The 25,121-nt window shown below is 67.4% G+C and carries 21 protein-coding genes; 2 read left to right on the top strand and 19 right to left on the bottom strand.

Annotated elements, in window-relative coordinates:
- Nucleotides 1-3 precede the first annotated feature (3 nt).
- From ACFSCU_RS06450 to ACFSCU_RS06415, 8 genes are all read right to left on the bottom strand, one after another.
- On the bottom strand, nucleotides 4-492 hold the full coding sequence (locus ACFSCU_RS06450) for a tripartite tricarboxylate transporter TctB family protein (RefSeq protein ID WP_333706782.1): 489 nt from the start codon (nucleotides 490-492) through the stop codon (nucleotides 4-6).
- 246 nt (nucleotides 493-738) lie between these two features.
- A complete protein-coding gene (locus tag ACFSCU_RS06445) occupies nucleotides 739-2,535 on the bottom strand; it encodes a GspE/PulE family protein (RefSeq protein ID WP_180550975.1) in 1,797 nt (598 codons plus the stop codon).
- Nucleotides 2,532-3,287 carry a class I SAM-dependent methyltransferase gene (locus ACFSCU_RS06440; RefSeq protein WP_180550974.1) on the bottom strand — a complete coding sequence of 252 codons (756 nt, stop codon included), beginning with the start codon at nucleotides 3,285-3,287 and terminating at the stop codon, nucleotides 2,532-2,534. The genes ACFSCU_RS06445 and ACFSCU_RS06440 overlap by 4 nt, the downstream gene beginning before the upstream one ends.
- A gap of 267 nt (nucleotides 3,288-3,554) precedes the next feature.
- Nucleotides 3,555-4,913: a phosphoglucosamine mutase gene (glmM, locus tag ACFSCU_RS06435; RefSeq protein WP_377560197.1), complete on the bottom strand. Its 1,359-nt coding sequence runs from the start codon at nucleotides 4,911-4,913 to the stop codon at nucleotides 3,555-3,557.
- A 142-nt stretch (nucleotides 4,914-5,055) separates the two neighbouring features.
- Nucleotides 5,056-7,761 carry a molybdopterin-dependent oxidoreductase gene (locus ACFSCU_RS06430; protein WP_257645804.1) on the bottom strand — a complete coding sequence of 902 codons (2,706 nt, stop codon included), beginning with the start codon at nucleotides 7,759-7,761 and terminating at the stop codon, nucleotides 5,056-5,058.
- Nucleotides 7,762-7,910: 149 nt separating this feature from the next.
- A complete protein-coding gene (folP, locus tag ACFSCU_RS06425; protein WP_377560196.1) occupies nucleotides 7,911-8,795 on the bottom strand; it encodes a dihydropteroate synthase in 885 nt (294 codons plus the stop codon).
- 148 nt (nucleotides 8,796-8,943) lie between these two features.
- Nucleotides 8,944-10,857: an ATP-dependent zinc metalloprotease FtsH gene (gene ftsH / locus ACFSCU_RS06420; RefSeq protein ID WP_180550973.1), complete on the bottom strand. Its 1,914-nt coding sequence runs from the start codon at nucleotides 10,855-10,857 to the stop codon at nucleotides 8,944-8,946.
- Between the two features lie 198 nt (nucleotides 10,858-11,055).
- Entirely contained in the window at nucleotides 11,056-11,718 is a 663-nt protein-coding gene (locus ACFSCU_RS06415) for an RlmE family RNA methyltransferase (protein WP_180550972.1), read from the bottom strand.
- A gap of 196 nt (nucleotides 11,719-11,914) precedes the next feature.
- Here ACFSCU_RS06415 and ACFSCU_RS06410 point away from each other — a divergent pair, with 196 nt between their 5' ends.
- Nucleotides 11,915-12,385: a YhbY family RNA-binding protein gene (locus ACFSCU_RS06410; protein ID WP_180550971.1), complete on the top strand. Its 471-nt coding sequence runs from the start codon at nucleotides 11,915-11,917 to the stop codon at nucleotides 12,383-12,385.
- Nucleotides 12,386-12,555: 170 nt separating this feature from the next.
- Nucleotides 12,556-13,278 carry a glycosyltransferase gene (locus tag ACFSCU_RS06405; protein ID WP_377560194.1) on the top strand — a complete coding sequence of 241 codons (723 nt, stop codon included), beginning with the start codon at nucleotides 12,556-12,558 and terminating at the stop codon, nucleotides 13,276-13,278.
- A gap of 600 nt (nucleotides 13,279-13,878) precedes the next feature.
- On the opposite strand, the gene ACFSCU_RS06400 is transcribed toward ACFSCU_RS06405, so the two are convergent.
- The 11 genes from ACFSCU_RS06400 to lpxA form a co-directional block, all read right to left on the bottom strand.
- Nucleotides 13,879-14,772 (bottom strand): Kdo hydroxylase family protein, encoded by an 894-nt coding sequence (locus ACFSCU_RS06400; RefSeq protein ID WP_377560193.1) that lies wholly within the window; start codon nucleotides 14,770-14,772, stop codon nucleotides 13,879-13,881.
- Nucleotides 14,773-14,776: 4 nt separating this feature from the next.
- Nucleotides 14,777-15,193, bottom strand: coding sequence for a DUF4149 domain-containing protein (locus ACFSCU_RS06395; protein ID WP_377560191.1), 417 nt, complete (start codon nucleotides 15,191-15,193; stop codon nucleotides 14,777-14,779).
- A gap of 14 nt (nucleotides 15,194-15,207) precedes the next feature.
- Nucleotides 15,208-15,684, bottom strand: coding sequence for a transcription elongation factor GreA (greA, locus tag ACFSCU_RS06390; RefSeq protein ID WP_180550970.1), 477 nt, complete (start codon nucleotides 15,682-15,684; stop codon nucleotides 15,208-15,210).
- A 103-nt stretch (nucleotides 15,685-15,787) separates the two neighbouring features.
- The gene (gene carB, locus ACFSCU_RS06385) at nucleotides 15,788-19,069 is read right to left on the bottom strand and encodes a carbamoyl-phosphate synthase large subunit (RefSeq protein WP_377560190.1); all 3,282 of its coding nucleotides are present in this window, start codon (nucleotides 19,067-19,069) and stop codon (nucleotides 15,788-15,790) included.
- Nucleotides 19,070-19,078: 9 nt separating this feature from the next.
- Nucleotides 19,079-19,741 (bottom strand): hypothetical protein, encoded by a 663-nt coding sequence (locus tag ACFSCU_RS06380; protein WP_377560189.1) that lies wholly within the window; start codon nucleotides 19,739-19,741, stop codon nucleotides 19,079-19,081.
- On the bottom strand, nucleotides 19,734-20,096 hold the full coding sequence (locus ACFSCU_RS06375) for a hypothetical protein (RefSeq protein WP_377560187.1): 363 nt from the start codon (nucleotides 20,094-20,096) through the stop codon (nucleotides 19,734-19,736). The genes ACFSCU_RS06380 and ACFSCU_RS06375 overlap by 8 nt, the downstream gene beginning before the upstream one ends.
- Nucleotides 20,097-20,128: 32 nt before the next feature.
- Nucleotides 20,129-21,301 carry a glutamine-hydrolyzing carbamoyl-phosphate synthase small subunit gene (gene carA / locus ACFSCU_RS06370; protein WP_377560186.1) on the bottom strand — a complete coding sequence of 391 codons (1,173 nt, stop codon included), beginning with the start codon at nucleotides 21,299-21,301 and terminating at the stop codon, nucleotides 20,129-20,131.
- A 159-nt stretch (nucleotides 21,302-21,460) separates the two neighbouring features.
- Nucleotides 21,461-22,237, bottom strand: coding sequence for a TrmH family RNA methyltransferase (locus tag ACFSCU_RS06365; protein WP_180550968.1), 777 nt, complete (start codon nucleotides 22,235-22,237; stop codon nucleotides 21,461-21,463).
- Nucleotides 22,234-22,869, bottom strand: a complete 636-nt coding sequence (gene rnhB, locus ACFSCU_RS06360; RefSeq protein WP_180550967.1) for a ribonuclease HII — start codon at nucleotides 22,867-22,869, stop codon at nucleotides 22,234-22,236. Before rnhB ends, ACFSCU_RS06365 begins: the two co-directional genes overlap by 4 nt.
- A complete protein-coding gene (gene lpxB, locus ACFSCU_RS06355) occupies nucleotides 22,841-24,058 on the bottom strand; it encodes a lipid-A-disaccharide synthase (protein WP_377560184.1) in 1,218 nt (405 codons plus the stop codon). The genes rnhB and lpxB overlap by 29 nt, the downstream gene beginning before the upstream one ends.
- 149 nt (nucleotides 24,059-24,207) lie before the next feature.
- Complete coding sequence (lpxA, locus tag ACFSCU_RS06350; protein ID WP_180550966.1) at nucleotides 24,208-24,996, bottom strand: acyl-ACP--UDP-N-acetylglucosamine O-acyltransferase; 789 nt, start codon at nucleotides 24,994-24,996, stop codon at nucleotides 24,208-24,210.
- Nucleotides 24,997-25,121: the final 125 nt, after the last annotated feature.

Here is a 25,121-nt window from a genome sequence, read left to right as displayed (position 1 = left end):
CACTCAACCAGAAATGAAGCTGGGCCAGACCTGGAATTGCAGGTTCAGACCCCAGACGAAAGCGGCCCAGCTGCCGACGGCCAGCAGGATGGCCAGGATCAGCACCTCGATGAACTTGAACTCGTCGCCGGCCAGCGCGGCCACGAAGGTCAGCACGACGATGGCGATGATCAGCCCCATGGCCGGGATGCCCAGCAGCGGCCAGCCGCCCAGCAGGATGCCGAACAGGAAGTTGGCCGCGATGATGAAGGCCAGCGGCTTCCAGGCCCAGCGGCCGATCGGGTCGCCGTCGGGTGTCTCCACCACCAGCGCGCGGGCCATCACGATGCCGCCGATGATGGCCAGGATGACACCCAGCAGCAGCGGGAAGTAGCCGGGGCCCATGCGGGCGCCGTCACCGATGTTGTATGTCGTCGCCCCCCAGGCGAATGCGATGCCGATCACCATGTACAGCAACCCGGCGAAGAAGTCCTTCTGACTCTTGATGCGCACGCGTCATCTCCTCAGTTCGATGAATCAGCGCGCATTGTCACCACCGGACACGGGTCGAATCATGTGGATTACACCTACTTTGCACAGGGATTACCCGCGGGAAAAAGCTGTCGCCTCGGGCACAGTGCGGCGCCTGGTTTTCGGCTAGCGGCACGCGCTCAGCGGCCTTGATAAGCTACGCTTTCAGTAGCTGCTGGCGCCCTGTCCACGGCGCCAACGGGCCCTTCGGCCTGAAATCGCAGCGCGCTATTCCAGCGGCGGCGTGGCGGCGATGACCTCTTCCAGCGTGGTCAGCCCATCGGCCGCGCGCATGGCGCCGGCCAGGCGCAGCGGCCGCATGCCGTCGGCAATGGCCTGCTTGCGCAGCGGCGACGGCCCCACGTCGTGCTGGATGACGCCCTTGAACGCCTCCGACACCGTGAGCAGCTCGTAGATGCCCATGCGGCCGCGAAAGCCGGTCATGCGGCAATCCACGCAGCCCACCGGCTTGTAGGGGCGGTAGTTGCCACTGTTGATCTTCCAGGGCTTGATGGCCTCGGCCAGCAGCTCGGTGGTGCCGCGCTCGTCGGGCTGCTTGCAGGCCGGGCACAGCGTGCGCACCAGGCGCTGCGCCAGCACGCCCAGGATGGTGGCATTGAGCAGGTAGGCCGGCACGCCCAGTTCCATCAGGCGCGTCAGCGCGCTGGGCGCGTCGTTGGTGTGCAGGGTGCTGAAGACGAGGTGACCGGTCAGCGCGGCCTGCACCGCCATCTCGGCGGTTTCCAGGTCGCGGATCTCGCCGATCATGATGATGTCCGGGTCTTGCCGCATCAGCGCGCGCACGCCCTCGGCAAAGCTGAATTCGAGCTGCGGCTGCACCTGCGTCTGGTTCAGCGCCGGGTCGATGCGCTCGATCGGGTCCTCGATGGTGCTGACGTTGACCTCTTCCGTGGCCACACGGCGCAGGGTGGAATACAGCGTCGTCGTCTTGCCCGAGCCCGTGGGCCCGGTGACCAGGATGATGCCGTGCGGGCGCTGCACCAGCTGCTCCCAGCGCGCCGCGTCGTGAGGCGAGAAGCCCAGCGCCGCCAGGTCCTTCACCGCCGTGTCGGGGTCGAAGATGCGCATCACCAGCTTCTCGCCGAAGGCCGTGGGCAGCGTCGAGAGGCGCATCTCGATCTCGTCGCCGCCGGGGTTGCGCGTCTTGATGCGGCCGTCCTGCGGGCGGCGTTTTTCCACCACGTCCATGCGGCCCAGCAGCTTGACGCGCGCGGTGATGGCGTTCATCACGCCCGGCGGCACCTGGTACACCGGGTGCAGCACGCCGTCGATGCGAAAGCGGATCACGCCCTGGTCGCGCCGCGGCTCCAGGTGGATGTCGCTGGCGCGCTGGTCGAAGGCGTACTGCCACAGCCAGTCGACCACCTGGATCACGCCCTGGTCGTTGGCGTCGAGCTGCTTGCCGCTCTTGCCCAGTTCCACCAGCTGCTCGAAGCTGGTGGTGCCGGCGCCGCTGCCGCTCTTGATGGCCGCGCGCACCGACCTGGCGAGGGCGAAGAACTCGCCCGTGTAGCGCTTGATCTCGGCCGGGTTGGCCACCACGCGGCGCACCGTGCGGCGCGACTGGCGCTCCACCTCGGCCACCCAGTCGTCGATGAAGGGCTCGCTGGTGGCGACCACCACCTCGGCCGCGGTGACCTGCACCGGCAGCACCTTGTGGCGCTCGGCATAGCTGGCGCTCATGGTGTCGGAGACCTTGCCGGCATCCACCTTCAGCGGGTCGATGCGCAGGTACTCCAGCCCGGCGCGGCGCGCCAGGTGCTGCGTCAGCTCTTCCACGTCCATCGGCGCGCCGTCGCTGGCGCGCGCCACGCCCACGGCGGCCAGGCGCACCAGCGCGGGCTGCGCGCTTTCGGCCTGCGAGCAGCGGGCGATGGTGCGCTCGGCCTCGGCGGGGGTGATCACGCCATCGTCACGCAGCCATTCGACCAGGTGCCGCCAGTGCACGGGGCCGACGTAGGGAACGACCGTGGCGAGCGGCGCGGGGCGGGTGGAGCGCTTCATTTTTCGAGTGCCTTGAAAACCTTGAGCCACTTGGTGGCCGGCAGATCCCAGCGCGCCTCGATGGCTTCGGCGCGCAGCTGCAGCACGTCGCGCTTGGGGCGGCTGGGCGTGCGCTGCGCCAGCACCACGGTGTTGCCCTCGCGCGTGGGCTTGAACTGCCACACGGCGCGGGGGCCGAAGGCGCTGGCAATGCTTTCCAGGCTGCGCTCGAAGCTGGCGGTGCGGCCGAACAGGTTCACCGTCATGCAGCCCTCGTCGGTCAGCAGGTGGCGGCAGTCGGCGTAGAAGTCGGGGCTGTCGAGCACCGGCGCGGCGGCCTGCGCGTCGTACAGGTCGACCTGCAGCGCGTCCACCGTGCCCAGCCATTCGGCCTGGCGGATTTCGCGCGCAGCGTCGGCAATGACCACGCGCAGGCGCTCGTCCTCGGGCGGCAGGCGCATCCAGGCGCGGCACACGTCGGCCACGCGCGGGTTGATCTCGACCGCGGTGCAGGTCATGCGCAGTTTCTTGTAGCAGAACTTGGTGAGCGCCGCCGCGCCCAGGCCCAACTGCATGGCGTGGCGGCCGGCCACGTTTTCAGGCGGCACGAACAGCAGCCAGGCCATCATGCGCTGCACGTATTCCAGGTCGATGTCGAACGGCGCATTGATGCGCATGCTGCCCTGCACCCATTCGGTGCCCAGGTGCAGGTAGCGGATGCCGTCGGCTTCGGAAAGATTGACCTCGGACGAGGCCAGCGAATCGCGTTTCACAGTGCGGGGATTATCGCCAGTGCGTCCGCGCCCTGATGACTTGGCCGCGCTCGATGGCCGCGGCGTCAGCGCCGGCCATCGAGCGCCAGCCCGGACAGCAGAAAAATGGGGGGGGACCTTGCAAATTTTTCTGACCATGAAAACCGGGTCTACCGCCCGAATGACGGGCGCCAGCAGCTCTCATTTTGAAGATTCAAAATGGTGCCAAATGGCTATCGCTTGTTTTTGGCGCCCCCCAACGCCAGCGCATGCCGGCAGCCGTCGCCATCAACCCTCCAGAATCGTCGCCGCCAGCCGCTCGGCGCACGCCTGCGCCTGGGCGGCGTCCTGCGCCTCGACCATCACGCGCACCAGCGGCTCGGTGCCGCTGGCGCGGATCAGCACGCGGCCGGTGCCGGCCAGTTCAGCCTCGACGGCGCGGGTTTCGTCCTGCAGCCGCGCGTTCTGCTGCCAGTCCTGCCCGGGCTGCAGGCGCACGTTGATGAGCGTCTGCGGGAACAGCTGCACGCCGGCCAACTGCTCGGCCACGGTGCGCCCGCTGGCGGCGCAGGCGCGCAGCACCTGCAGCGCCGACACCAGGCCGTCGCCCGTGCTGTGGCGGTCCAGCATCAGCAGGTGGCCCGAGCCCTCGCCGCCCAGGATCCAGCCGCGCCGGTGCAGCTCTTCCAGCACGTAGCGGTCGCCCACCTTGGCGCGCACGAACTCGTAGCCCAGGCGCTGAATGCCCAGTTCCACCGCCAGGTTGGTCATCAGCGTGCCGACCACGCCGCCCAGCTCGGTGCCGCGCGGCTTGCCCTTGGCCTGGCGGTGCGCCAGCCGGTCGGCGGCCAGCACGTACAGCAGTTCGTCGCCGTTGAACAGGCGGCCGCTGGCATCCACCATCTGCAGGCGGTCGGCGTCTCCATCGAGCGCGATGCCATAGTCGGCGCCCCGCGCGATGACCTCGCGCACCAGCGCCTCGGGGTGGGTGGCGCCCACGCCGTCGTTGATGTTCAGGCCGTCGGGCGCGCAACCGATGGCCACCACCTCGGCGCCCAGCTCGTGGAACACCTGCGGCGCGATCTGGTAGGCAGCGCCGTGGGCGGCGTCCACCACGATCTTCATGCCGCGCAGGCGCAGGTGGCTGCTGAAGGTGCCCTTGCAGAACTCGATGTAGCGGCCGGCCGCGTCATCGAGCCGGCGCGCGCGGCCCAGGTGGGCCGAGTCGGCCCATTGCGGCGGCTCGGCCAGCGCGGCCTCCACCTGCTGCTCCCATTCGTCCGGCAGCTTGGTGCCCTGGGCGCTGAAGAACTTGATGCCGTTGTCGGGATAGGCGTTGTGGCTGGCGCTGATGACCGCGCCCAGGCTGGCGCGCTGCGCCCGCGTGAGGTAGGCGACGGCGGGGGTTGGCACCGGGCCCAGCAGCACCACGCTGGCGCCGGCGGAGTTCAGGCCCGACTCCAGCGCGCTCTCCAGCATGTAGCCCGAGATGCGGGTGTCCTTGCCGATCAGCACCAGCGGGTTCGGCTCGTGCCGCTTGAGCACGCGGCCCACGGCATGGCCCAGGCGCAGCACCAGGTCGGGCGTGATGGGGTGCTGCCCCACGGTGCCGCGGATGCCGTCGGTGCCAAACAGTTTTCGACTCATGGGCCTGCCCTCCCTGCGCTGGAAGCTATGGTTTTGGTAGTTCAGGCCGGATTATCGGCGCGAATGAAAAAACCCCGCGCGGGTGCGCGGGGCCACAGGGCAGAGCAAGCGCCGCGGCGCCCCACAGGCGCCGCGTGGTCGCTCACTTCTTGGCGTTGGCCAGCAGGAAATCCAGCACCGTCTTCTGCTGCGCATCGTCCAGGCCGGCACGCTGGAACATGCTGGGCGTGATGCCGAGCCACTGCTTCTCGGTGAACTGGCCCGGATCGCGCGGGCCGTGGCACACGGTGCAGCGCTGGTAGTAGATCTTCTCGGCCGGCGAGAGCGAGGCCATCGATTTCTCGCGCAGCGCGGCGCCGCGGTCGAAGCCGTAGAACTTCTCGTCGAACTTGACGTCGCTCTTGACGATCTTCGGCGGATCGAAGGCCTTGGTGCCACCCGGATCGGCGTCGGTGCACTTGCGGATCGAGGCGATGCAGGTGTTGGCTGTCGTCGCCTGCGTCAACCCGCTGGAGCGCCGGCTGCTGGTCAGGAAGTTGATCAGGCCGTTGTTGCAGCGCCCCTTGCTGTCGAGTTGCGGCCAGGCGCCCTCCTGCAGGCTCACCACGCCGGGCATGATGTGCTTGGACACGCGGGCACCCACCACCACCGCGCCGCGGTCGTTGTACAGCTCCACCAGGTCGCCATCCTGGATGCCGTTGGCCTTGGCGTCTTCTTCGCTCAGCACCAGGGGCTCGCGCGTCTGCACCGTGTAGCGCTTGCGCAGGCGTGCCGAGTTGTTCATCTGCGAATGCAGGCGCCAGTAGGGGTGCGGGCTGACCACGTGCACCTGGCCCTTGCGCGCGTTGCCCAGCCACTCGCCCGGCTCCAGCCACTTGGGCATGGGCGGCATGTCGGGGATGTTCATCTTGTCGATGGTCGACGAGTACATCTCGATCTTGCCGCTGGTGGTGTGCAGCGGGTTCTGCGCCGGGTCGGCGCGGAAGTCGCCATGGCGCACCCACTTGCGCGCCTCGGGCGGCACGGGGATGCGGGCCATGCCCTCTTTCCAGAACTTCTCGAACGGCGTGTCCTTGGCCGCGCTGCTGGCGTTGTAGGCGGCCTTGACGTAGTCCATGGGCGTCAGGCCTTCGGTGAAGGCGTATTCGATGCCCAGCAGCGCCGACAGGCGGCGGAAGATTTCGTAGTCGTCCAGCGCATCGCCCTGGGGCGCCACGATCTGCTTCATGGCGTACACCTTGTCGATGCTGTAGGTGCCGGCCGAGGAGATGTCGTTGCGCTCCACCGTGGTGGTGGCGGCCAGCACGATGTCGGCCCAGCGGGCCGAGCCGTTCCACCAGGGTTCGTGGCAGATGATGGTGTCGACATCCTGGATGGCGCGCGCCAGTTCGTTCAGATCCTGCTGGTGCGAGAACGCGTTGTTGCCGGCGTTGTAGATCAGCTTGACCTTGGGGTAGGTGTATTTGCTGCCGTTGTAGGTGAACTCCTTGCCGGGGTTCAGCAGCATCTCGCTGATGCGCGAGGCGGGGCAGATTTTCTTGACCGGGTTGCGGCCCTGTGACAGGCCGGTGGGCGCCGTGCCGCCCGACTGCGCGGTGCCGCCACCGCCGTAGTGCCACGAGAAGCCGACGCCCTGCCCCGGCAGACCGATGTTGCCCAGCACGCAGCAGAAGTTGACGATGGCCCAGTAGGGCATCTCGCCATGGTGCGCGCGCTGGATGGCCCACGAAGCCGCCAGTTGCGTGCGCTTGGAGGCCATCAGCTCGGCCAGCTCGCGGATCTTCGCGGCCGGGATGCCGGTGATCCTGGCCGCCCACTCGGGCGTCTTGGCGGGCGTGCCGTCCTTGTCCTTGCCTTCCAGGTAGGCGCGGAACTTGTCGAAGCCGACGGTGTACTTGTCGATGAAGGCCTGGTTGTGCTTTTTCTGGCTGATGAGGTGGTAACTCATGGCCAGGAACAGGGCGGTGTCGGTGTTGGGGATGATCTTCACCCACTCCGAACCCATCTTCTCGTCGGTGGTGGTGACCTGCGGGTTGATGGAGATGAACTTGACGCCCGCCTTCTTGATGGCGTCCCAGCCGCTGTACATCTCGTGGTCGCACACGGTGTATTCGACGCGGTTGTTCTTGTCCGGGTCGCAGCCCACGAACACCACCAGTTCGGTGTTGTCGCGCAGGGTTTCCCAGGCGCTCTGGGCCGAATAGACCTCCATGTCACCAATCACCATTGGCAGCACCACCTGGCCGGCGCCGGCCGAGTAGTCCCCAGTGGTAATCGACGAGCCGCCCAGCAGGTTGAAGAAGCGGCCTTGCAGCACATTGGGGCGGAAGATGCCGGCGTGCGACCAGCCACCGTAGCTGGAACTGAAGCAGCCTTCGTTGCCATGCTTCTCGATGGTGTCGAGGATGGCCTTGGCGGTCAGGCCGAGGGCGGTGTCCCAGCTCACCTGGACCCATTCGTCCTTGCCGCGCAGTTCGGGCTTGCTGCTGCCCTGGTAACCGTTCTGCACCCAGTCCAGGTAGCCCTTGCGCACCATGGGGCCGGCCACGCGGGTCTTGTCGTAGGTGCGGTCCAGCACGCCCTCGGTGAGGATGGGCGTGGGCATCCTGTCGGTGGCGTGCGGCTCGACCTTGACGATCCTGCCCTTCTGCACCGTGGCGATCATCGGTCCGTAGTGCGTGGCATGGGGTACCTTGCCGCTGAAGCTCTTCAGCGCGGCCAACTGCGCTGCGGCATCCGGCTCGGCCGCGAAAACCTTGGCCAGAGGCGACAGCTCGGCACCGGCCACCACTGCGCCCATCGTGCCTGCGGCACTGGCGCCCATCCATTGACGTCGGGTGAATTTCATGGTCTCTTCCTCGTGTTGATGGTTGAATTTTGCGACCATCAAATGCGTCCGAGGTTGATATTCATCAAAACCGTGCCGGGCGTCGGATTCTGCCGACGGTGGTGCGCCAGCCGCCGCCGGGCGCGGGCGGCGGCGGCGCGAAGGCCGCGTCAGGCGCCGGGGCGCTCGCCGGCGGCGCGCACGGCGGCCAGCACCTGCAGCGCCTGCACCGTCTCGCGGACATCGTGCACGCGCACGATGGCGGCGCCGCGCTCCACCGCCATCAGCGCGGCGGCGACGCTGCCGGTCACGCGGGCAGCGGGTGGCGGTGGCTCCGCCGCATCGCCCTGCAGCGCCGCACCGATGGAGGACTTGCGCGACCAGCCCAGCAGCAGCGGATAGCCGGCCTGCAGCAGCTCGGCCTGGCGCGCCAGCAGCGCGAAGTTCTGCGCCACGGTCTTGCCGAAGCCGACGCCGGGGTCCAGCACGATGCGATTCTTTTGTACCCCCTGCGCTTGCAGGGTTTGACCGGCCTGCTCCAGAAAATGAAGCACCTGCGGCACCACATCGCCATCCATAGGGGCCACCTGCATGGTCTGCGGATCGCGGTGCATGTGCATCAGGCACACGCCGCAGGCCGGGTGGCCGCGCACCACGTCGAGCGCGCTGGGGCCACCCGCTTCGCCGGCGCGGCGCAGGCCCCAGATGTCGTTGATGATGTCGGCGCCCGCGTCCAGCACCGCCGCCATCACCTCGGGCTTGTAGGTGTCGACGGAGATCGGCACGCCCAGCTTGACCGCTTCACGCACCAGCGGCACCACGCGCGCCAGCTCCACTCCCAGCGGTACCGCGGCGCTGCCCGGGCGGGTCGATTCGCCGCCGATGTCGAGGATGTGCGCGCCGTCCTTCAGCAGCTGCTCGCAATGCCGCAGCGCCGCGGCGGTGTCGGCATGTTCGCCGCCATCAGAAAACGAGTCGGGCGCGACGTTGACGATGCCCATCACCCGCGGCTGGCCGAGGTCGATCTCGAAGCGGGTGGTCTTCCAGGAATTCATGGGCTAGAAAACGCAACAGCCGGACGCGAAGGGCGCAAAAGATTCGCGAAGGACGCAAAAAAGAAAACCAAATTTTGGCTGTCCTTTTGCGTCCTCTGCGTAATCTCTGCGTCCTCTGCGTCCGGCTGTTGGGTATTGAGTGTGGAGCTCAGGCCACCGTCGGTGCCGCGTCGGCCGGCTTGGCGGCGGGCGTGCCGCCGCTGCCGCCGGACGACGGCGTGCGCGGCGTGAAGTCGCGCGGCGGGCGCGGCGCGCGGCCGGCCATGATGTCGTCGAGCTGCTCGCCGTCGATGGTTTCCCAGTCCAGCAGCGCCTTGGCCATGGCGTGCATCTTGTCCTGGTTGTCCTCGATCAGCTTGCGCGCCAGCGCGTACTGCTCGTCGATGATGCGGCGCACCTCGGCGTCGACCTTCTGCATGGTCTCTTCCGAGATGTTGGTGGTCTTGGTCACGCTGCGGCCCAGGAACACCTCGCCCTCGTTCTCGGCATAGACCATGGGACCCAGCGCCTCGCTCATGCCGTACTTCATGACCATGTCGCGTGCCAGGTTGGTGGCGCGCTCGAAATCGTTGCTGGCACCGGTGGTCATCTGGTTCATGAACACTTCTTCGGCGATGCGGCCACCGAACAGCATGCTGATCTGGTTCAGCATGTATTCCTTGTCGTAGCTGTAGCGGTCCTGCTCGGGCAGGCTCATGGTCACGCCCAGCGCGCGGCCGCGCGGGATGATGGTGACCTTGTGCACCGGGTCGCACTTCGGCAGCAGTTTGCCGATCAGCGCGTGGCCGCTCTCGTGGTAGGCCGTGTTGCGGCGCTCTTCCTCGGGCATGACCATGCTCTTGCGCTCGGGACCCATCAGGATCTTGTCCTTGGCCTTCTCGAAGTCCTGCATCTCGACCACGCGGGCGTTGCGGCGCGCGGCCATCAGCGCGGCCTCGTTGCACAGGTTGGCCAGGTCGGCGCCGCTCATGCCGGGCGTGCCGCGCGCGATGACGCTGGGGCTCACGTCCTGGCCGATCGGGATCTTGCGCATGTGCACGTTCAGGATCTGCTCGCGGCCGCGGATGTCGGGCAGCGTGACGTAGACCTGGCGGTCGAAGCGGCCGGGGCGCAGCAGCGCGGCGTCCAGGATGTCGGGGCGGTTGGTGGCCGCGACCACGATCACGCCCAGGTTGGTCTCGAAGCCGTCCATCTCGACCAGCATCTGGTTCAGCGTCTGCTCGCGCTCGTCGTTGCCGCCACCCAGGCCCGCGCCACGCTGGCGGCCGACGGCGTCGATCTCGTCGATGAAGATGATGCAGGGCGCGTTCTTCTTGGCGTTCTCGAACATGTCGCGCACGCGCGCCGCACCCACGCCGACGAACATCTCGACGAAGTCGGAACCCGAAATGCTGAAGAACGGCACCTTGGCCTCGCCGGCGATCGACTTGGCCAGCAGCGTCTTGCCGGTGCCGGGCGGGCCGACCAGCAGCAGGCCGCGCGGAATGCGGCCGCCGAGTTTCTGGAATTTCTGCGGGTCTTTCAGGAAGTCGACGACCTCCTTGACTTCTTCCTTGGCTTCGTCGCAGCCGGCCACGTCGGCGAAGGTAACGGTGTTGTTGTTCTCGTCCAGCATGCGCGCCTTGCTCTTGCCGAAGCTGAACGCGCCGCCCTTGCCACCGCCCTGCATCTGGCGCATGAAGTAGACCCACACGCCGATCAGCAGCAGCATCGGGCCCCAGCTGACGAGCAGGGTCATCAGCAGCGAGCCTTCCTCGCGCGGCTTGACGTCGAACTTGATGCCGTGGTTGATCAGGTCACCGACCAGGCCGCGATCCAGGTAGGTGGCTTGCGTGCGCACGCGGCGGTCGTCGTTCATCGTCGCCACGATGTCGGTGCCGCCCTGGCCCTCCTGGATGGTGGCGCTTTTCACACGGTTGTTGCGCACTTCTTCCAGGAAGTCGGAATAGGCCATGTGACTGGCGCTGGCCATGCGGCCGCCGTCGAACTGCTTGAACACAGTGAACAGCACCATGGCGATCACCATCCAGACGGCGATCTTCGAGAACCATTGATTTTTCAAAGCCTTGCGCTCCAGTCAGAAAACCCGGCAATGCCGGGTACATGCGGGTCATTTTAGGCATTTCAACCTGGCGCCGACGTCAGACGAAGCCGGTGTCCCTGCGGGGAGAACCCGTATTAATGCCGAAAAGCGGCGGGGAATCACCCGCATCCGAAACACATTCAGCTTCAACCCTTGACACGGGTCAAGACTGTGCGCTCACGCAGCGTTCTTCAGACCGATGCCCACCAGAAAGGTTTCCGACGATTTGTCGCGCGAGGCCTTGGGTTTGATCGGCTTGACGACCTTGAAGCGCTCCTTGAACAGCTTGACCAGCTGGCTGTAGCCGCTGCCGTGAAACAGCTTCACCACCAGCGCCCCGCCGGGCTTCAGGTGCGCCTGCGCAAAATCCACCGCCAGTTCCACCAGGTGGCTGATGCGCGCCGCATCGCTCGATTCGATGCCCGACAGGTTGGGCGCCATGTCGGACACCACCACGTCCACCGGCTGGCCGCCCACGACCTCGCTCAGCTGCGCCAGCACGGCGTCCTCGCGGAAGTCGCCCTGCAGAAACTGCACGCCCTCGATCGGCTCCATCGGCAGGATGTCGAGCGCGACGATGACCCCATCGAGCGCGCCCATCGCCGCGCCGCCGGGCGACAGGCGCCGGCGCAGGTACTGGCTCCAGGCACCGGGCGTGCTGCCCAGATCGACCACGCGCATGCCGGGCTTGATGAGCCCCAGCGTCTCGTCGATCTCCTTCAGCTTGTAGGCCGCACGGGCGCGATAGCCGTCCTTCTGCGCCTGTTTGACGTACGGGTCGTTCAGGTGATCGGCCAGCCATGCCTTGTTGACCTTCTTGCTCTTGGTTTTGACCTTCATGGCGCTATTGTCCAATGCCGGCACCGCTGGCGCGGCGCCATGACCTGGGTGCTGCGCACCGTCGATGACGGAATGACCACGTTCAGTTGATCAGCGCACCCCGTGCCCGGTTTCATGGCCGCGTCAGCGGCCGTCATGGCGGTGCGCAGCACCGGGATCATTTCGTCATCCGCGCGGCACCACGATAATCACGCCCATGCCGCACATCGAACTGACCCCTGCCGAGCGCAAGGCGCACCGCGCCGAAGCGCACCACCTCGACCCCGTGGTCATGATCGGCGGCGACGGCCTGACGCCCGCGGTCATGAAGGAGACCGACGCGGCGCTGAACGCCCACGGCCTGATCAAGATCCGCGTGCACGGCGACGACCGCGCCGCGCGCGAGGCGATCTACCAACAACTGGCCGACGAGCTGAACGCCGCGCCCATCCAGCACATCGGCAAGCTGCTGGTGCTGTGGCGGCCCCAGCCGAAGAAGGCGCGCGCCGAGGACGAAGACCGCATGGCCGGCCCCAAGGACGTGAAGGTGCTGAAGTACAGCAAGCGCGGCGGCCAGCGCCCGCAAGTGCGCGTGGTGCGCGTGCTGGGCAACCAGCGGCTGACGCCCGGCGGCAAGCTGAAGAAAGCCGCGCCCAAGCAAAAATCAGTCAAGAAGAACCGGACATGACACCCCCCCTGAGTCGCCTTCAGCGCCTTCCCCCAGAGGGGGACGACGCCAGCGGCCGGGCCAAGCCCGCTCCGCGGCGTCCTCGCACGGCTTGCTCCGCAGCCACTCGTTTCTATAAAAAACAGAGCTACTAGCGCATGTCGGACAAGGGCCAGCGGCACATTCTGTGCATGAAGTGGGGCACCAAGTACGGGCCCGAATACGTCAACCGCCTGTACGGCATGGTGCGCCGCCACCTGCACGGCGACTTCAACTTCGTCTGCCTGACGGACGACGCCAGCGGCATCCGCCCCGAGGTGCAATGCCTGCCCATCCCGCCGCTGAACCTGCAGCTCAAGCCCGGCCAGCGCGACGGCGCGTGGAAGAAGCTGACCACCTTCGAGGCCGACCTGCACGGCCTGCGCGGCACGGCGCTGTTCCTCGATCTGGACGTGGTGATCGTCGGCAGCCTGGACGACTTCTTCACCCAACCCGGCGAGTTCCTGATCATCAAGGACTACCCGCGCTTCTGGCGCTTCGGCGAGCGCATCGTGGGCAACTCGTCGGTGTACCGCTTCACGCTGGGCGCGCATGCCGATGCGCTGGCGTACTTCCGTGGCCACATGGAGGAGGCGCAAAAGGAATACCGCAACGAGCAGGACTTCCTCTCGCATTTTCTGCACAGGCAGGGCAAGCTGAGCTACTGGCCCGTCGGCTGGTGCCCCAGCTTCAAGTACCACTGCATCCCGGCCTGGCCGACCAATTACTGGAAGCCGCCTTTCGTGCCGCAGGGCGCGCGCATCATCATCTTCCACGGCGAGGTGAACCCGCACGACGCACTGGCGGGGCGGCGCAACAAGCGCTTTCACCACATCCAGCCGGCCACCTGGGTGGCCGATGCGTGGAAGGGCTGAAGCAGCGTCAGCCCCTTCCTGAATTGATTTTAGGGGAGTATGCACCACCAGCGTCCGTATTTCGGGCGCTAGCGGATCGCATGGCTGGGAGTATGTGGCGTGCCGCGCCTTTCCCGGCCGGTGCTGCAGCCGCTCGCACTGGCAGCAGGCAGCGCGCCGGCGCGTGCCCCCTGAGACGCATCGGCTTTCAAGAACGCTTGATCATCAAGCAGTCTCGGTTGACGCGCGGACCGCATCCGCGGTGTAGGAGCGGGCTTGCCCGCGATGGCGGCGCCTCGTCGTCACGAACGCTTGATCGCGGGCAAGCCCGCTCCCACAACGCTGCCGGAGACGGGTGACTCGGCAAGCAACCATGACGAATGGCTGCGCTGCGCTTCAATGACCCGGAAACCATTCACCATGGTTCATGCGGCGCCAGCCACGGACATGGGTCATCGTTCGGTGCGCAAAGCGGCATGAAAGGTCTGCCGAGGATCACATACTCCCCCAGCGCCCCATCGCCAGCGCCCGCCAATCAAGAGTTACAGCCAGATACTCCCCTTATCCAGCTGATCAGGATGACTTTGCGAAGGCGCGGCGGCGGCGCGAATCGCGGCGCTTTCAGCGCGCCGTGCGCGCACCCACGCCCACCAGCGGGCGGCCCATCAGCCGGGTCAGGATCGCCAGCGGGCTGGCCTGCGGATCGACCTCCTTGCCGGGCGGCAGGTACAGCGTCTGCTCCATCATGAACTGGCCGCTCATCACCGCGTGCGTGGCCTGATCCGAGAAGCACACCCACACGCTGCCGGGCGGAAACGGCACCGTCACCTGCGTGCCGTTCTTCTGGTACGCCTCGTCGAACTTCATCAGGTCGTGCAGTTGCAGCATCAGGTGGTCGTACTCGCTGCGCAATGACTTGGTGGCGTGCACGGCGTTGAGCACCTTGGCTTGCCACAGTCGGTAAGGCTTGGCCTGGGGCAGGTAGCGGCGCGCGATGGTCTCGAAGTCCTCGCCCACGCGCCACACGCGTGGCACGCCCTGCGGGTTCAGGTTGGTGAACACGCGCAGCAGCCGCTCGCCATAGCTGGGGCGCGAGGGGAAGGCATCCACGTGCATGCGCTGGTCGTCGGCGCGCACCGACTGCGCGCGCGTCTCCACCTGCCTGGGACGAAAGCTGGTGGGCGCGATGCGCAACAGGCCCTGGTATTCGGGCAGCAGGTCGTCCACCAGCCGCAGCGCCTGCTGGCGAAAACGGCCCACCATCGCCGCCAGCGCCTGCTGCTCGGCGGCGCTGCCGGCCGCACCCTTCAGCACGCCGTCGGCGCCCAGACTGACGTTGCGCGACTTCGGCGCCAGCATGTCCTCGCGCAGCAGCGCCTGCTCGTCGGGCTGCACGGCAAAACCCAGGCGCGGAAAGAACAGCACCTTGCCGGCCTCCAGCGCGGCCGTCCACTCGGGCCGGCTGTGGGCCTGGGCCCAGTCGTTGAAGTCGATCTCGACGATCTGCGAATCCATGCCATCACCCCCGCTTGTCATCGGCCAGGCGCCACAGCACGATGGCGGCGCACAGCCATTGCACGGCGTACATCAGCGTGCCCACGCCGTGCCACAGGCGCAGATTCTCGCGCGCCACGATGCGCGGCGCCACGGCAAACTCGATCAGCAAGGCCAGCAGCAGGCCGAGAACTACAAAAAACAGAGCTGACCGCGCCCTGCCCGCCTGCGCCGTGGCCTGATTCTTCAGGGAAAGCAGGAGCACCACACCGCACGCCACCGCCACCCAAGTCTGCGCCGTGAACAGCCGGGCCGCCATGTTGCCGGCCAGGGCCGGCGTGGGCAGAAACTTGAACAGCAGCGGCACCACCATGAAGCCGACCGCCGTCAGGCTGCCCCACCACAGGGCGCTGGCGAAGGTGACGATGCGCGCGTTCAGCATGGCAACCGCCCCGGTCAGACGTAGCGGACGGCGATGATTTCATAGTGCCGGTCACCACCCGGCGCCTGCACCACCGCCGTGTCGCCCTCTTCCTTGCCGATCAGCGCGCGGGCGATCGGGCTGCTGATGTTGATCAGCCCGTGCTTCAGGTCGGCCTCGTCCTCGCCGACGATCTGGTAGGTCACCTGCTCGCCCGAGTCTTCCTCTTCCAGATCGACCGTGGCGCCGAACACCACCTTGCCGCCGGCATCCAGCGAGGCCGGGTCGATCACCTGGGCGGCGGCCAGCTTGCCCTCGACCTCCTTGATGCGGCCTTCGATGAAGCCCTGGCGGTCCTTGGCGGCGTCGTATTCGGCGTTCTCGCTCAGGTCGCCCTGCGCGCGCGCCTCGGCGATGGCGTTGATGACCTCGGGGCGGTCCTTGGTCTTCAGGCGGTGCAGCTCTTCCTTCAGCTTCTCGGCGCCGCGCTTGGTGATGGGGATGGTGGCCATGGCTTGTCTCTCGATTCAAAAAAGGAAACCGCCGAGCGTTGCCCCTCGGCGGTGTGGTGAATGGGGCGGATTATGCCGCCCCGGTGGTGGGTGTCCGCCGTTCCTACGCCAGTTCGGCGTGCATCTCCTGCACCGACACCACCCCCAGTTTGTCCATGAACTTCATGCCTTCGACGGCCGCCTCGGCGCCGGCGATGGTGGTGATGGTGGGCACGCGCGCCAACAGCGAGCTGGTGCGGATGGCGCGGCTGTCGGCAATGGCGTTGCGGCGCTCTTCCACCGTGTTGATGACCAGCGAGATCTCGCCGTTCTTGATCATGTCGACGATGTGCGGGCGGCCTTCGGTGACCTTGTTCACCGTGTCGCAGGCCACGCCCGCATCGCGGATGGCCTGCGCCGTGCCCTTGGTGGCCACCAGGCTGAAGCCCATGGCCGCCAGGTCGCGCGCGATCTGCACCGCGGTCGGCTTGTCGCTTTGCTTCACCGTCAGGAACACCTTGCCGGCCGGCGTGCCGTCGGCCTTCAGGGGCTTGGGCAGGCGCTCGCCGGCGCCCATCTGGGCCTTGATGAAGGCTTCGCCGAAGGTCTTGCCCACGCCCATCACCTCGCCGGTGGACTTCATCTCGGGGCCGAGGATGGTGTCCACGCCGGGGAACTTGACGAAGGGGAACACGGCCTCCTTGACGCTGAAGTACGGCGGCGTGACCTCGGCGCCCACGCCTTGCGCATCCAGCGACTGGCCGGCCATGACGCGCGCGGCCACCTTGGCCAGCTGGATGCCGGTGGCCTTGCTGACGAAGGGCACGGTACGGCTGGCGCGCGGGTTCACCTCCAGCACGTAGATCACGTCCTTCTTCGTGCCATCGTCCTGCGGCACTTCCTGGATGGCGAACTGCACGTTCATCAGGCCGACCACGTTCAGGCCTTCAGCCATGGCGGCGGTCTGGCGCTTGAGTTCGTCGATGGTGGCCTGCTTGAGGTAGTACGGCGGCAGCGAGCAGCCCGAGTCGCCCGAGTGCACGCCGGCCTGCTCGATGTGCTCCATCACGCCGCCGATGAACACGCGGCCGGTGCTGTCGCGCACGGCGTCGACGTCGCATTCGATGGCGTCGCTCAGGAAGCGGTCCAGCAGCACGGGCGAGTCGTTGCTGACCTTCACCGCCTCGCGCATGTAGCGCTCCAGGTCGCGCTGCTCGTGCACGATTTCCATCGCACGGCCGCCCAGCACGTAGCTGGGGCGCACCACCAGCGGGTAGCCCAGTTCGGCGGCCTTCTCCAGCGCTTCACTTTCAGTGCGCGCGGTGGCGTTGGGCGGCTGCAGCAGCTTCAGCTCGTGCAGCAGCTTCTGGAAGCGCTCGCGGTCTTCGGCGGCGTCGATCATGTCGGGCGTGGTGCCGATGATGGGCACGCCCTCGGCCTCCAGCCCCAGCGCCAGCTTCAGCGGCGTCTGGCCGCCGTACTGCACGATCACACCGGTGGGTTTTTCCTTGTCGACGATCTCCAGCACGTCTTCCAGCGTCAGTGGCTCGAAGTACAGGCGATCGGAGGTGTCGTAGTCGGTGGACACCGTCTCGGGGTTGCAGTTGACCATGATGGTCTCGTAGCCGTCCTCGCGCATCGCCAGCGCGGCGTGCACACAGCAGTAGTCGAACTCGATGCCCTGGCCGATGCGGTTGGGGCCACCGCCCAGCACCATGATCTTCTTCTTGCTCGAAGGCTCGGCCTCGCACTCGTCCTCGTAGGTCGAGTACATGTAGGCGGTGTCGGTGGCGAATTCGGCGGCGCAGGTGTCGACGCGCTTGAACACCGGACGCACGTTCAGCGCGCGGCGGCGCTCGCGCACGGCCTTGTCGGTGGTCTTCAGCAGCTTTGCCAGACGGCGGTCCGAGAAGCCTTTCTGCTTCAGCGTCAACAGCTCCTCTTTCGAGAGCATCTCGAGCGCCTTGTCACCGTGCTTCGCGGTGTGCTGATCCAGCTCCAGCTCGATCTTGACGATCTCCTCGATCTGCACCAGGAACCACTTGTCTATTTTTGTGAGGTCGTGCACTTCGTCCAGCGACCAGCCGGCGGCGAACGCGTCGCCGACGAACCAGATGCGGTCGGGGCCGGGCTCGCCAAGCTCCTTCTCCAGCCACTCGCGGTCCTGCGTCTTCTCGTTCATGCCGTCGACGCCGACCTCCAGCCCGCGCAGCGCCTTCTGGAACGATTCCTGAAAGGTGCGGCCAATCGCCATCACCTCGCCCACGCTCTTCATCTGCGTGGTCAGGCGGTTGTCGGCGGCGGGAAATTTCTCGAACGCGAAGCGCGGAATCTTGGTGACCACGTAGTCGATGGTCGGCTCGAACGAGGCCGGTGTGGCGCCGCCCGTGATGTCGTTCTTCAGCTCGTCCAGCGTGTAGCCCACCGCCAGCTTGGCCGCCACCTTGGCAATGGGAAAGCCCGTGGCCTTGGACGCCAGCGCCGACGAGCGGCTCACGCGCGGGTTCATCTCGATGACGATCATGCGCCCGTCCTTGGGGTTGACCGCAAATTGCACGTTGGAACCACCCGTGTCCACGCCGATCTCGCGCAGCACCGCGATGGAGGCGTTGCGCATGACCTGGTATTCCTTGTCGGTCAGCGTCTGCGCCGGGGCGACGGTGATCGAATCGCCGGTGTGCACGCCCATCGGGTCCAGGTTCTCGATCGAGCAGATGATGATGCAGTTGTCGGCGCGGTCGCGCACGACTTCCATCTCGAACTCCTTCCAGCCGAGCAGCGATTCCTCGATCAGCAGCTCGTTGGTGGGCGAGGCCTCCAGCCCGCGCTTGCAGATGGTCTCGAACTCTTCCGGGTTGTAGGCGATGCCGCCGCCGGTGCCGCCGAGCGTGAAGCTTGGGCGGATGACGGTCGGGAAGCCCACGTGCTTCTGCACCGCCCAAGCCTCGTCCATGCTGTGGGCGATGCCGCTCTTGGCCGAGCCGAGGCCGATGCGCGTCATCGCGTCCTTGAACTTCAGGCGGTCTTCGGCCTTGTCGATGGCCTCGGGCTTGGCGCCGATCAGCTCGACGTTGTACTTGGCCAGCACGCCGTGGCGCCACAGATCGAGCGCGCAGTTCAGCGCCGTCTGGCCGCCCATGGTGGGCAGGATGGCGTCGGGACGCTCCTTGGCGATGATCTTCTCGACTGTGGGCCAGGTGATAGGCTCGATGTAGGTGACGTCGGCCGTGGCCGGGTCGGTCATGATCGTGGCGGGGTTGCTGTTGATCAGGATGACGCGGTAGCCCTCCTCGCGCAGCGCCTTGCAGGCCTGCACGCCGGAGTAGTCGAACTCGCACGCCTGGCCGATGACGATGGGGCCGGCGCCGATGATGAGGATGCTCTTGAGGTCGGTTCTTTTGGGCATTTCTTTGGATCAGTAAAGCAGCTTGACCGGAATGTGGCAGCTGAGAAAGGCGTCGGTCAGGTGGTGCACCAGCAGCCCTTGGGCCACGCCTCGACCACCTTGGATCGCCTGGCTGGACTGGGTACTGGCGCCGAGCATTTGTGCGACGCCGGTGGCACGCCGCAAGTCAGCGTACCGCGGCTCCAGCACGAAAGCGGCCACTGCGCGCGCTTCCGCCGCCGTGGCACCGGCCAGCGGTTGCGTGGTCTTGCCTTCGGCGCCCCACACCATGGCCTGGCCGAGCACCCGGGCAGCACCCGCTTCCAGGATCTGCAGATCAGCCTGCAGCGTGGCCGGGTGCGCGTGCGCGTAGTCGCGCGCTGCCTGGCGCTGGCGTGGCGTGACCACTGGCGACGACATCGCGCGGCGCACGCAGCCCAGTTGCGCGCCGCTCACCATCCCGGCCTTCTCGCCGAGAGGCCAGTGCGCATCTTTCGCAGCAGCCAGATCCATCACGCGGCCAAGGGGCAGCAGCTGGACGTAGGCGTCGGCAAACCGCTCGACCAGATCGGCCGGAGCCTGCGGCGGCTGCGCGCACCCCGCCGCCAGCAGCGCCAAGGCCGTCGCGCCCAGGCGCGAACGGCCCGCGCGGCGGGCATGGCGGGGTGAACGCAGCGCGCGCCGTTCAGGCATGGCGGTCTTCGTTCAGCTTGGTGAGCAGCGCCTGCACGCGCTCGGGCGGCATGTTCTTCTGCATGAGCTGGATCACGCCATCGCCTTCCACCATCGGGCGCAGCACCTCGGCTTCGGCGTCGTAGAACTTGACGCCCCACGCGGAAAGCTCGCTGTTGAAGGTCTCTTCGTCCCAGGTCTTGCCCTTGGCCAGCAGCGTGATCAGCGGCATGGCCTTGTGCTCGATGAAGGACTTCTTGTAGGGCTTTTGCGACCAGCGGTCGGCAAACCATTCCCTGTGCGGCGGCGGCAGGGTGAGCATGCGCTTGGCAATGGCCTTTTCCAGCGCGGCTTGGGGAAAGCTGTACAGCTTCATGTGTTCACTCCCATAACGATAGCTGCTTGCGCTTATTTGGCGGGCGCTGCAGCCATTTTTTCCATGAAGCGGTCGAACAGGTAGCCGACGTCGTGGGGGCCGGGCAGCGCCTCGGGGTGGCCCTGGAAGCAGAACGCCGGCTTGTCCACGTAGGCCAGGCCCTGCAGCGTGCCGTCGAACAGGCTCACGTGCGTGGCGCGCACGTTGGCGGGCAGCGTCTTCTCATCGACCGCGAAGCCGTGGTTCTGGCTGGTGATGGACACGCGGCCATCCTGCAGATCCTTCACCGGGTGGTTGGCGCCGTGGTGGCCGAACTTCATCTTGTAGGTTTTGGCGCCGCAGGCCAGCGCCATGATCTGGTGGCCCAGGCAGATGCCGAACACCGGCGTGCCACTGTCGATCAGCTCGCGCGCGGCGGCGATGGCGTAGTCGCACGGCTCCGGGTCGCCCGGGCCGTTGGAGAGGAATACGCCGTCCGGCTTGCGCGCCAGCACTTCCGACGCCGGGGTCTGCGCCGGCACAACAGTGACGGCACAGCCGCGCGCAGCCAGCATGCGCAGGATGTTCTTCTTGACGCCGAAGTCGTAGGCGATGACCTTGAAGCGCGGTTTGTCCTGCGTGCCGAAGCCGCCCTCGATCGACCACTCGGTCTGGTTCCAGTCGTAGGGGCGCTGGGTGCTGACCACCTTGGCCAGGTCGAGCCCGACCATGGAGGGCGCGTTGCGCGCCGCGGCCAGGGCCTCGTCGATGCGCGCGGGCGTGGGCTGCTCGCCCGCGGGCAGGCCGACGATGGCGCCGTTCTGCGCGCCCTTGGTGCGCAGGATGCGCGTGAGCTTGCGGGTGTCGATGCCGGCGATGGCGACGGTGTTCTCGGCCTTCAGGTAGTCGCTCAGGCTGCGCTGGGCGCGGAAGTTGCTGACCAGCAGGGGCAAGTCCTTGATGATCAGCCCGGCGGCCTGCACCTTGGAGGATTCGACGTCTTCGTCGTTGACACCGACGTTGCCGATGTGCGGATAGGTCAGCGTGACGATCTGCTGGCGGTAGCTGGGATCGGTCAGGATTTCCTGGTAGCCGGTCATGGAGGTGTTGAACACCACTTCGCCCGTGGTGGTGCCGGTGGCGCCGATGGACTGGCCCAGAAAACAGCTGCCGTCGGCAAGCGCCAGGATGGCGGGCGGGAATTTCCCCTCGAGAGACGAAAGCACTGGGTTCTCCGTGTGAGATTCGGTCGCCCGTGCACGCTGGCCGCAACGGCACGCGCGGCAGCTCTCAGATAGACAAGGGTTGCTTTTGGTGCGGTCGGGCGACGCTGTTTCGAGAAAAGCCTCTGATTATAACGGCGCGCCTGCGGCAGAAAAGTGCCGTCAGGCGCGAGAAACCCCGCTGGCGTGCAGGCAGATCGCCGCCGCGGCGGCCACGTTCAGCGACTCTTCGCCGCCTGGCTGCGCAATGCGCACCGCCTGGGCGGCGCGTGCGGCCAGCGCGGCGTCAACGCCCTGCCCTTCGTGCCCCAGCACCCAGGCGCAGGGCCAGGGCAACGCGGCGCGGTGCAGCCAGTCGCCCTCGTGCGAGCTGGTCACCAGCAGCGGCACCTGCAGCGCGGCCAGGTCATCGGCCACCAGCCCTTCGACCAGCCGCAGGCCGAAGTGCGCGCCCATGCCGGCCCGCAGCACCTTGGGCGACCACAGCAGCGCCGTGCCCTTGAGCGCCGCCACCTGCGTGAAGCCGAAGGCCGCGGCGCTGCGCAGGATGGAGCCGACGTTGCCGGCGTCCTGCACGCGGTCGAGCACCACGGTGGGCGCCTGCACGTCGAGCGTGGGCGCCGCGGGCAGATCGAGCAGGAAGGCCATTGGCGCGGGCGATGGCAGATCGCTGATGGTCTTCATCAGCGCATCGTCGATCACTACGTTTTTGGTAGCTGCTTGCGCAATATGGGCGGTCGCCAGAGGCCAATATGACTCGGAAAACACAGCGAGCGCCGGCCGCCAGCCGCGCAGCAGGGCGGCGCTGCACAGGTGATCGCCTTCGATCCACACACGGCCCTGCTTGCGGTATTCGCCATTGCCTTGCGCCAGGCGGCGCAAATCCTTCAGCAACGCGTTGTCGCGCGAGGTGATGCGCTGCGGCTCGTTCACGCTCATGCGCGCTCCACGGCTTGCAGCAGCACCGCCGCCACGGGCGCGAAACTGCGGCGGTGGTGCTCGCAGGCCCCGTGCGCGCGCAGCGCCGCCAGGTGCGCGGCGGTGCCATAACCCTTGTGCGCGGCAAAGCCGTACTGCGGCCATTGCGCATCCACCTCGGCGCACCAGCGGTCGCGCTGCACCTTGGCCAGGATGGAGGCGGCAGAGATGGCGGGCACGGTGGCATCGCCATCGACGATGGCCTCGGCCAGCACGCCCAGGGTGGGCAGGCGGTTGCCATCGACCAGCACCTTGGCCGGCGGCAGGCGCAGGCCGGCCACGGCGCGCTGCATGGCCAGCAGCGTGGCCTGCAGGATGTTGAGGCGGTCGATTTCGGCCACGCTGGCCAGCGCGATGGAGCAGCACAGCGCCTTGGCGCAAATCTCGTCGTACAGGCGCTCGCGCCGGCGCGCCGTGAGCTTCTTCGAATCGGCCAGGCCGGCGATGGGCTGGCGCGGGTCGAGGATGACGGCGGCGGCCACCACCGGCCCGGCCAGCGGGCCGCGCCCAGCCTCGTCCACGCCGGCCAGCAGGCCGGGCGTGTCCCAGTTCAGGGCGCCTTGCTCAGCGCGCAAGAAGCGTTTCGATCGCATCGGTGGCGAGTTGGGCGGTGTCGCGTTGCAATTCGTGGTGCAGCGCGGTGAAGCGCTGCTGGACTGCCGCGATTTTCTCAGGCGCCGCCAGCCAGTCCAGCACCGCGCGGGCCAGCGCGTCGGGCGTGGCGGCGTGCTGGATCAGCTCGGGCACCACGAAGGGCGCTCCGGGGCGGTCGGCCCAGTCGTGCGGCGCCACGCTGGCGGGCCGGTGCAGCCAGCCGCGCGGCGCGCACAGCACGTTGGGCAGGCCAATCCAGGGCAACTGGCGCTTGGCCGCCATCAGCCGGTAGCTGAAACCCGGCATGGCGTAGGCGATGACCATGGGGCGCTTGAACAGCGCGGCTTCCAGCGTGGCGGTGCCGCTGGCGATCAGCGTCACGTCGCAGGCGGCCAGCGCGGCGTGCGACTGGCCGCGCAGCACCTTGACGGCATCGCCCAGCCCGCTGGCGCGGGCGGCAGCTTCGATCTGCGGCTGCAGATGCGGCACTGCCGGCACTATGAATTGCGTAGCGGGTTGCGCTTTCTGGATCAGCGCTGCCGCCTGAAAGAACCGGGCACCCAGATGCATGACCTCGGCGGCGCGGCTGCCCGGCAGCAGGGCCACCACGGTGCCCTGCTCGGCCAGCCCCAGCGCGCGGCGCGCGGCGGCGCGGTCGGGCTTCAGCGGAATCACGCTGGCCAGCGGATGGCCCACGTAGGTGGCACCAATGCCGTGTTCGGCCAGCAGCTCGGGCTCGAACGGGAACAGGCACAGCACGTGGTCGGCGGCGGCTTTCAGCTTGGCCAGCTTCTCGGGCCGCCAGGCCCAGAACGACGGGCTGACGAAGTGCAGCGTCTTGAGGCCGGCGCCTTTCAGCCGCGCCTCCAGGTCGAAATTGAAATCAGGCGCATCGACGCCTATGAACAGGTCGGGCCGCTCGGCCAGCAGGCGGTCGCCCAGCTGCTTGCGGATACGAAGCAGCTCGGGCAGGCGCGGCAGCACCTCCAGGTAGCCGCGCACCGAGAGCTTCTCGACCGGCCACCAGGCCTCGAAGCCGCGCGCCGCCATCTGCGCGCCGCCGATGCCCGCCGCCTGCAGGCCAGGCCAGCGCGCGCGCAAGCCGTCGAGCAGCAGGCCCGCCAGCAGATCGCCCGAGGCTTCGCCAGCGACAAGGCCCAGGCGCGGTGACGCTGGATGCGCGTTCATGCGGTGAGTATAGGAACCAGGCCCAGGCGCATCGCCCCCCAGGCGGTCATTTATTGATAGTGGCTTGCGCCTGATTCTAGCCACTCTCAAGAGAAAACGACCTGAAAACCTCTATTTACCGGCGCAAGCAGCTATGTTAATTGAAGCATTCAGCGCACGATACCGCGCGTGGCCGACGTCAGGAAATCCTGCATCAGGGCGATGTCGGCATCCGCCTCGGCCACCTCGCCGCGCAGCGCGTCGATCTGCTGGCGCGCAGCATGAAGCGTCAGGCCCTGGCGGTAGAGCAGCCGGTACATCTGCTTGATGAGCGTGATGCGCTCGGGCGAAAAGCCGCGGCGCTTGAGCCCCTCGGCGTTGATGCTCTGCGCCTCGGCCGGGTTGCCGCCGGCGGTGACGAAGGGCGGCACGTCCTGCGCCAGCCGGGTCTGGAAGGCCGTCATGGCGTGCGCGCCGACGCGGCCGAACTGGTGCACGCCGGTCAGGCCGCCCAGGAACACCCAGTCGCCCAGGTGCACATGGCCCGCCAGTTGCACGGCGTTGGCCAGGATGATGTGGTCGCCCAGGCGGCAATCGTGGGCGATGTGGACGTAGGCCATGATCCAGCAGTCGTGGCCGATGCGGGTCAGGCCCTCGTCCTGCACGGTGCCGGTGTTGATGGTGACGAACTCGCGGATTGTGTTGCCGTCGCCGATCTCCAGCCGGGTCGGCTCGCCGGCGTATTTCTTGTCCTGAGGCTGCGCGCCCACGCTGGCGAACTGGAAGATGCGGTTGTCCTGCCCGATGGTGGTGTGGCCCTCTATCACGCAGTGCGCCCCGACCGTGGTGCCGGCGCCGATGCGCACGTGCGGCCCGATGACGGCGTAGGGGCCGACGCTGACGCTTGAATCCAGTTGGGCCTTCGGGTCGACCAGCGCAGTAGGATGAATCGCAGCCATGCCCAACCAGCAATCAGATGGCCGCGGAGCAGGCCATGCCAGCGGCCACCGTGGAGCGGGCTTGGCCCGGCCACTGGTGGTGTCCCCCCCGTGGGGGGAAGGCGCGAAGGGACTCAGGGGGACAG

It is taken from the genome of Ottowia beijingensis (genome assembly GCF_042680925.1).
In the GTDB taxonomy this organism is placed as follows: Bacteria; Pseudomonadota; Gammaproteobacteria; order Burkholderiales; family Burkholderiaceae_C; genus Ottowia; species Ottowia beijingensis.
The sequence above is the reverse complement of the archived record's forward strand: the minus strand, read 5'-3'. Positions and strand labels throughout refer to the sequence as shown.